8 protein-coding genes and 1 pseudogene are annotated in these 7684 nt (G+C 70.0%); 5 read left to right on the forward strand and 4 right to left on the reverse strand.

Annotated elements, in window-relative coordinates; translation table 11 throughout:
• Window positions 1-518 (forward strand): annotated as a pseudogene (locus QH283_RS07075) (haloalkane dehalogenase); the annotation flags it as partial.
• 104 nt (window positions 519-622) lie between these two features.
• On the opposite strand, the gene QH283_RS07080 reads toward QH283_RS07075, so the two are convergent.
• On the reverse strand, window positions 623-1771 hold the full coding sequence (locus QH283_RS07080; protein WP_280502211.1) for a HAMP domain-containing sensor histidine kinase: 1149 nt from the start codon (window positions 1769-1771) through the stop codon (window positions 623-625).
• A complete protein-coding gene (locus QH283_RS07085; protein WP_280502218.1) occupies window positions 1768-2460 on the reverse strand; it encodes a response regulator transcription factor in 693 nt (230 codons plus the stop codon). The genes QH283_RS07080 and QH283_RS07085 overlap by 4 nt, the downstream gene beginning before the upstream one ends.
• A gap of 272 nt (window positions 2461-2732) precedes the next feature.
• On the opposite strand from QH283_RS07085, the gene QH283_RS07090 reads away from it, so the two are divergent.
• Window positions 2733-3395 carry a DUF305 domain-containing protein gene (locus tag QH283_RS07090; protein WP_280502212.1) on the forward strand — a complete coding sequence of 221 codons (663 nt, stop codon included), beginning with the start codon at window positions 2733-2735 and terminating at the stop codon, window positions 3393-3395.
• Between the two features lie 17 nt (window positions 3396-3412).
• Here the strand turns inward: QH283_RS07090 and QH283_RS07095 are convergent, their stop codons facing one another.
• A complete protein-coding gene (locus tag QH283_RS07095) occupies window positions 3413-4633 on the reverse strand; it encodes a cytochrome P450 (protein WP_280502213.1) in 1221 nt (406 codons plus the stop codon).
• Window positions 4634-4946: 313 nt separating this feature from the next.
• Between QH283_RS07095 and QH283_RS07100 the strand changes: the two genes are divergently transcribed.
• The 3 genes from QH283_RS07100 to QH283_RS07110 all read left to right on the forward strand — a co-directional run bounded on the left by QH283_RS07100 (window position 4947) and on the right by QH283_RS07110 (window position 7062).
• The gene (locus tag QH283_RS07100) at window positions 4947-5546 is read left to right on the forward strand and encodes a class I SAM-dependent methyltransferase (RefSeq protein WP_280502214.1); all 600 of its coding nucleotides are present in this window, start codon (window positions 4947-4949) and stop codon (window positions 5544-5546) included.
• Window positions 5547-5655: 109 nt separating this feature from the next.
• Window positions 5656-6258: a hypothetical protein gene (locus tag QH283_RS07105; protein ID WP_280502215.1), complete on the forward strand. Its 603-nt coding sequence runs from the start codon at window positions 5656-5658 to the stop codon at window positions 6256-6258.
• Between the two features lie 198 nt (window positions 6259-6456).
• Window positions 6457-7062 (forward strand): hypothetical protein, encoded by a 606-nt coding sequence (locus QH283_RS07110; protein ID WP_280502216.1) that lies wholly within the window; start codon window positions 6457-6459, stop codon window positions 7060-7062.
• Window positions 7063-7116: 54 nt separating this feature from the next.
• Here QH283_RS07110 and QH283_RS07115 read toward each other — a convergent pair whose 3' ends face one another.
• Window positions 7117-7629, reverse strand: coding sequence for a nuclear transport factor 2 family protein (locus QH283_RS07115; RefSeq protein ID WP_280502217.1), 513 nt, complete (start codon window positions 7627-7629; stop codon window positions 7117-7119).
• Window positions 7630-7684: the final 55 nt, after the last annotated feature.

Genomic DNA, 7684 nt, shown 5'->3' on the forward strand with positions numbered 1-7684 from the left:
CCTTCACCGAGACCATCGTCAAACCGATGACCTGGGACGAGTTCCCCGAATCCGGTCGCGACCTGTGGCGCGCCATCCGCACCGACGGCATCGGCGAAGCGATGTTCCTCGACGACTCCTTCGTCCGGGACGGGCTGCGGACGATCTCGGACCGGCTCGGCCCCGCCGACCTGGAGGTCTACCGGCAGCCCTACCCGACCAGGGAGAGCAGGCTCCCGTTGCTGCGCTGGGCGCGCTCGATGCCGCTGGACGGGACGCCGGAGGATGTCGTCGCGCGCGCGAAGGCCTACGGCGAGTGGCTGGCGTCCAGCCCGGAGGTCCCCAAACTGATGGTGACCTTCACCCCGGCATACGGAACGATGACCGAACCCGCCGTCGTCGACTGGTGTGCGAAAACCATTGCCGGCCTGCACATCCAGCACTACGAACAGGTCGCGGGCCACCACACCCCGGAGGACCAGCCGGACCTGCTCGCCGCGGCCGTCTCCGCGTGGTTGGACCGCCACGATCTCCGCTGACCGGTGGCACCTGCCGCCAGGTGCGGTCGTGGACCACGCGAACCGGTGAGCATCCGCATCCCATGGGACGTCTCGCCCCTGTCGGCCGTGCGCTCGGCGTGCGGTCAGGGAGTGACAGGCAGTTCGACGGTGAAGCGGGAACCGTGGCCGGGACCTGCGCTGTGGGCGCGGATGCGGCCGTGGTGGGCTTCGACCAGTGCGCGGGAGATGGTCAGGCCGATACCGCTGCCGCCGGGGTGGCGGGTGCGGGCGGGGTCGGCGCGGTAGAACCGGTCGAAGAGGTGGTCGAGATGTTCGGGGGCGATGCCGTCTCCGGTGTCGGTGACCGCGAGTTCGGCGCGGTCGCGGCCGGTCAGCCGGCTGCTGACGGTGACCTCGCCGCCGGTCGGGGTGTGGCGCAGCGCGTTGTGGAGCAGGTTGGCCAAGACCTGGGCGAGCCGGTCGGGATCGACGGTGACGGTGGCGGAGTCGTGGATCGCGGTGCGCAGCGCGACGCCCTTCGCGTCGAACTGTTCACCAGCGGTGTGGACGGCGTGGGTGACCAGCGTCGCGGTGGTCGTGGGAACCGGGTGGAGGTCGGTGAGGTGTTCCTCGGCGCGGGAGACGGCGTCGATGTCCTGGACGAGTCGTTCGAGGCGGTGGGTCGCGGCGCGCAGCACGTGCCGGGTGTCGTCGTCGTAGCCGCGGACGTTGTCGTCGAGTGCTTCCAGGTAGGAGTCGAGGGTGGCGATCGGGGTGCGCATCTCGTGGCCGAGGTCGGCCAGCATTCTGCGGCGGGTGGTCTCGGTGGCCTCGAGGCGACGGGCGAGTTCGTTGACGGTGGTGGCGAGTTCGTCGAATTCGCGGCCGAGGCCCGGGCTGGGGACGCGGCTGTCGTAGTGTCCGCCGGCGATGCAGGCGGTGGAGGACGTGACGGCGACCAGCGAACGCTGCACCCGGTGGGTGATGTACCAGCTCACCGCGAGCGCCAGCAGCACCGCGAGCGCGACGGCCAATCCCCAGGCGAGCCGGATCGATTGGGCGAAGGCCTGCTCGACATGAGCCGCCTGACTCGAGCCGTGCTCGATGCCCGCCATGCCGAGATGGTCGTTGAAGATCCCCGGCGCGACGGTGGAGGCGACGATCCAGGCGATGACGGCGCAGCCGACGACCACTGCGGTCAGGGCGATGAACAGGCGGGTGCCGAAACTCGCGGCGGACGGTGCGTGCTCGTCCTCGCCACGTGGATCGTGCGGGCGGAGTGCGGTTTTCATGTCCCACTGCCCATCCGGTAGCCGACCCCGCGGACGGTGCGCACATAACGTCCGCGGCCGGCCTCGTCGCCCAGTTTGCGGCGCAGGTGACCGATGTGAACGTCGACCAAGTGCTCGTCGCCGATCCAGTTCGGACCCCAGACCGCGTCGACCAACCGAGCGCGGGTCAGGACCACGCCCGCATCGCGTGCCAGGGCGGCGAGGACGTCGAATTCGGTGCGGGTGAGCGCCACCGGAGTTCCGGCGACGGTCACCTCGCGGCCGTCGACGTCGATGGTGAGATCACCGAACACACGGGTGCGGGAAGCAGTGCCGGTGCCCGCCGGTCGCGTGGTCGTGGTGCGCGGGCGGCGCAACATGGCCTGGATGCGGGCCATCAGCACGCGGGGGCTGAACGGCTTGGTCATGTAGTCGTCGGCGCCGACCGACAGTCCGATGAGGGTGTCGACCTCGTCGGCGCGGGCGGTCAGCATCACGACGTAGGTGTCGGAGAAGGTGCGCAGTTGCCTGCACACCTCGACTCCGTCCAGCCCGGGCAGACCGAGATCCAGCACCACCACATCGGGATCGACCCGCCGAGCCAGCGCGACGGCGTCGTGGCCGTCAGCGGTGATCGTGACATCGAATCCATCGCGTTCCAGATAGCTGCCGACCAGGCTCGCCAGCGGCGCCTCGTCCTCGACCACCATCGCCCTCGACCCGGTGCCGGGCCGCCGGGCGGGCGCGGAGTCGCTGGGGGGTGCCGGTGGGGGTGCGGACGATGCCATGGTCCCCATCTTCACCGGCTCGCCGTGTCGATACCGCCGCGCCCGCCCTTCTCGAGCAAATCTTCATACGACCTCCATCGAAGTGCCGAGGTGAGCCGGCCATGCTGGGCGCCGAGAACCGAGGAGCGCGCCCGACCGGCCACGACTCGTGCCGATCCCGGTCGCCTCGTCCTGTCCAGCGAAAGGAACCGCTCATGAACACGAAGAAGACCCTCGCCGCGGGTGCCGCCGTGCTCGCCGTCGCGCTGAGCGCCGCCGCGTGCGGCGACTCCGACACCGACACCACCGCGGCGCCGACCACGGCCGAGAGCACCGCCACGACCGGGACCACCGAGAACGCCGCCGCGCACAACCAGGCCGACGTGACGTTCGCGCAGATGATGATCCCGCATCACACCCAGGCGGTGGAGATGAGCGACACGTTGCTGGGGAAACAGGACATCCCCGAATCCGTGACCGCCCTGGCCCAGCAGATCAAGGCCGCTCAGTCCCCGGAGATCGATCAGCTCACCGCCTGGCTCGAGCAGTGGGGCGAGCCGAGCCCGACGCCGGACGACATGCCGGGCCACGACATGCCAGGCCACGAGATGCCCGGGATGACGGGCATGCCCGGCATGAGCGACATGCCGGGCATGATGAGCGAACAGGACATGCGAGCGCTCGACGACGCGCAGGGCACCGAAGCGGCCAGGCTGTTCCTCGACCTCATGATCGCCCACCACGAAGGCGCGATCGAGATGGCGCGCACCGAGATCGACAACGGACAGTCCCCCGACGCCGTGCGGATGGCCACCGCCATCGTGGAGACTCAGCAGCAGGAGATCGACACCATGCGCCGGTTGCTGACGACGGTGTAGAGAAGGCTCATCGCGTCTCAGACCACCCGCAGCGGCGGGGACGGCTCGAAGGTGACCGGCAGTTCGGTCAGGGTGCGATGCATCGGGCCCGGCCGCCATGTCAGCTCCGACACCGCGACGGCGGGCTGGAGATCGGGCAGGGCGTCGAGGAGCTGGTCGATGGCGCACTGCGCGATGAGGTAGCCCAGCGACTTGGCCGGGCAGGCATGCGGGCCCGCTCCCCAAGCGAGGTGGGCGCGGTTGCCCGCGTGCTCACCGGCGACGATCTCCGGGTCGTCGTTGCAGCCCGCCAGGCTGATCACGACCGGCTGGTGGGCGGGCAGCCAGACATCGTCCATGAGGACGGGACGGCGGGGATAGGCGACGCAGGCGTTGGGCAGCGGTGGGTCGCTGAACAGCACCTCGTCGATCGCGTCGCGCGTGGACAGGCTCCCGCCCACGATGCCGCCGCCGAACCGCTCATCGGTGAGCATCAGGCGAAGCGCGTTGCTGATCAGCCTCTGGACCGGTTCCATCCCGACCCCGTAGAACGACAGCACCTGATGCAGGATCTCCTCCTCGCTCAACCGCGCGGGATGGCCGAGCAGGCTGGTGGTCAGATCCGTGCCGGGACGGCCGCGCTTGTACTCGATCAGCTCACGCACCGCGTCCTCGAAGGCGCGCTCACCATCGGCCGCCCGCGCTGCGTCGAAGACCGACGCCGTGGCCGAAGCCGCCTTCGCGCTGATCTCCGGCGGGCACCCCAGCAGGGTGTTCACGACCGTGTACACCAGCGGAAAGGCGTACTGGCTCACCAGATCCGCCGACCCCTCCGCGCAGAACCCGTTGATCAGTGGCACGGCCGTGCGTTCCACGACCGCGATCACGCCGTGCAGATCGACCGCCTCGACCGCCGCCGTGGTGGCCTGCCGCAAACGTTCGTGGGCGGCCCCGGAATTGCGGGAGGCGTTCGGCCGCCACCGGAACACCGGCAGCACCGGGCAATCCGGCGGCACGCTCGCCTCCCAGGTGCGCGGATCGACCGGGAACCGATCGGGATCGTTGAGAATGCGCAGCGCCGTGCGATATCCGATCACCAGCGTCGCGGGCACCCCCGGCGCCAGTTCGACCGGCACCAGCGAACCGAACTGCTCCCGCATCTTCCGGTAGACGTTGTGCGGGTCGACGGTGAACTCCGTGGAATACAGGCGGACGCGGTGTCCGTCGACCGGCAGGAGGTCTGTCGGCGCAGTGGACAAGAGTGTCTCCAGGTGAGAGTGAACGGGTGGAACAGTGTCTTCGGGCCGTCTCCCGGTAGCGTCAGACCCTAGCTCACTGCCAGCAATCCCGATGCCGAATCAGCGGTCCCGCCGTCACACCCGGACTCGATCGACGTCCGCGGCGCCCTCCGTGGCCCCCGGACGAGGCCGCTGATGCCGCACTATCCCGTGGGATCAGCTCCGAGCAGGGATGGGAGTCGGGATTTCAGGGCGTTCCCTGATGTGCGGGCGCCCGCGCCGATGGTTGGGTGGGACCATGTCGGCGAAGGCAGCGATCGATGAATTGAGCCGCGTGGAAAGGGTTTTCGACCGTCTGGCGGCCGGGTACGACCGGCAGCTCGACTGGTCGGAACGGTATCTGCTCGGCGAGGGCCGCACATGGGCGGTGGACCAGGCGCACGGCGTGACCGTCGAGATCGGCGTGGGCAGCGGGTTGAACCTGCCTCGCTACGGCGCCGGGGTGCGCCGGGTGATCGGGATCGACCTGTCCGAGCCGATGCTCGCGCTCGCGCGGTCCCGGCAGGCCACCGTGCCGGTGGAACTGCGCCACGGGGATGTGCAGCGGCTCGACCTGCCGGACGCCTCGGCCGACACCGTGGTCTCCACCTACACGTTCTGCACCATCCCCGATCCGGCCGCCGCGGCGCGCTCGGCATGGCGGGTGCTGCGTCCCGGCGGCGTGTTCATCGCGGTCGAACACGGTCCGGCCCGGTCCGCGGCGCTCGCGACACTGATGCGCTGGGTCGAGCCGCTGGCGGTGCGCATGGCGGCGGACCATCTGACCCGCGAGCCGGTCGGCTACCTCGCCGACGCCGGGTTCGACATCGACTACGCCGATCGGACCGGCCGCGGCGGGATCGTGTTCCGGGTGGTCGCGCGTAAGCCTTCGTAGGCGCTTCGGCGGGATGGCACGAGGGGAGCGGCGGCCGGGAGCACGCGAAATCGGCTGCGCGTCAACCGCCCGGCGACAACGGGGCACTCCGAGCGCCTAAGCTGCGGTGGTGCGTCCACAGCAACCGCCGCAGGCGGTGATCGACCTGGCCGAAGGTGTCGCGAAGCGCGCGGCGGCCGCGATCCTCCTCGCCGCCGGACTCGGCCTGCTCGCGATCTGGGCCGGACTCAGCGGCCGTGTCACCGGCGGCCAGGGGGCGGGGATCGCCGTCGCGGTCGTCGGGGGAGTGCTGGTGCTGATCGGGCTGACCGGTGCGCTGCTGTGGCGGGTGATCACCCGGCCACGATCATTGGTGATCGATCAGGCCGGACTGCGGTGGCACGACCCGCGCGGAAACCCGTGGCAGGTCGCCTGGCCGGAACTGGCGGGAGTCGCGTTATCGCGCACCGTGAACCGGAACCCGACGAAGGTCGCCCCATCGGCGATGGTGCGGCTCGACCTGTTCCCCGCCGACCCCGGGTTCCGGCGCCGCCACCCCGAGATGGAGCCGCTGTGGGAGTTCCATCGCGTCCACGCCGGATATCGCGTGCCGTTCGGCGAAGTCCTCGACCGGGACGGCCTGGTCCCGCGCCTCGACCACGCGTTGCGCACCTTCGCCGGCCCGCGCTATCGCGGCGTGCGGGACGAGGGCTGCACCGTCGGGCTGACCTGACGCGGCGAGCGCCGCACCGGTCCGGCGGCGACGACGGGTGATCGGTGGACCGACACTCCGTGACCGCCCGAGGATGCCCCGGACCTCGGCTGTAAGGTTCTGCGTGTTGCGCAAGGGGGTTCGCCGCACCAGCCGACAATCGCTCGAAGTCCGGCTCTGTTCACCTGTCCGGGGTACCTGAGTGGAGGGGTTCGAAGAATGAGGTTCGCAAAGACCGCCGCTGCCGCCTGCACGGTCGCCACCGCGTTGGTGATCACCGCGGCGACCGCGCACGCGGAACCGGCCGCGCCGCCGGATACCGTGGCCGCCACGGTATCCGGGGTCGATCACGGCATCGGCTACCAGATCACGGTGTCACCGGTGGACGAGGCCGTGATCGCCACCGTCGGGACCGGCAGGTTCGGCTTCGGCCCCGGCGGTGCCGTATTGCTCCAGACGGATGGCGGAACAGCGCTCGCCGAGGTGCCGCTGTCCTACGCCGCCGAGGGCCGAACCATCGCCCTCACACCCCACATCGACGCCGCGGGCCACACCCTGACCCTGACGGCGTCCGCCACGGCGGCGGACATCGCGGAAGGGCCGGGCACGACCTCCTTCCAGCGGCTCGCGCAGCAGATCGACAAGAATCTGCCCGGCGTGGTCGGCGGGGCCGTCGTGGGCGGCCTGCTCGGCGCCTGCCTCGTCCTCATCTGGGGCATCAGCATCCCCGCCGGGGTGCTGATCGGCGGAACCATCGGCGGCTACGTCTCCGGTGGCCCGGAGTTCCTCGACGCCGTCACGGCGTTCGTCACCGGCCGGCCGTAGGCGCGTCGAACTCCTGTGTCGACGGACGGTCCGCATGCCCTCCCGTCGCGATGCTCAGGAAGAGGTGACCGGCTGCGTCTGCTCGCACCAGGCGAGTTCCTCGGCGCTGAGAGTGCCCAGGTCCTTCGCCCGCTGGATCCACTCGGGCACCAGGCGGACGAACTCGCCCACGTCGTAGAAGTCCTCCTCCTTGGAGAACTTCCCGTCGCCGGCGTAGGTGAGGATGCTGATGTTGTCGGACCCCATCTGTGAGCCGTCGCCGGGATCCCGCAGCAGGTTGTTGAGCTTCGCCACGATCACGCCGTTGACCTCGTCGATGAGGTGCCAGTAGGCGGGGAACGAGGTCATCGCCGCGCCGGGAAACTTCGCCAGCGTGGGTTCGACCCACGCCCAGATCGCGTCGTGCCCCTTCAGGACGCCTGCCATCGGCTCGTGGTACTCGGCGTCGGGCGTGAACAGCTCGACGAATTCACGCCAGCTGCCCTCGCCGGAAGCGGCCCTTGCCACGGTGGAATGCCAGTTCTGAAAGGCTGCTTCCAATTCTTCTCTGCTCCATGTGCTGCTCATGTCGCGGACGCTAACGAGGGGGCCGAAACAGGCGGAATCCGCGCTCCCGCTCAAC

Origin of the sequence: Nocardia farcinica, assembly GCF_029867845.1 — a bacterium.
Taxonomy (GTDB): Bacteria; Actinomycetota; Actinomycetes; order Mycobacteriales; family Mycobacteriaceae; genus Nocardia; species Nocardia farcinica_A.

Coding starts and splice junctions, on each gene's coding strand:
- QH283_RS07085 (WP_280502218.1), bottom strand. CDS start 2,460: ATGGTGGTCGAGGACGAGGCGCCGCTGGCGAGCCTGGTCGGCAGCTAT.
- QH283_RS07115 (WP_280502217.1), bottom strand. CDS start 7,629: ATGAGCAGCACATGGAGCAGAGAAGAATTGGAAGCAGCCTTTCAGAAC.
- QH283_RS07110 (WP_280502216.1), top strand. CDS start 6,457: ATGAGGTTCGCAAAGACCGCCGCTGCCGCCTGCACGGTCGCCACCGCG.
- QH283_RS07090 (WP_280502212.1), top strand. CDS start 2,733: ATGAACACGAAGAAGACCCTCGCCGCGGGTGCCGCCGTGCTCGCCGTC.
- QH283_RS07080 (WP_280502211.1), bottom strand. CDS start 1,771: ATGAAAACCGCACTCCGCCCGCACGATCCACGTGGCGAGGACGAGCAC.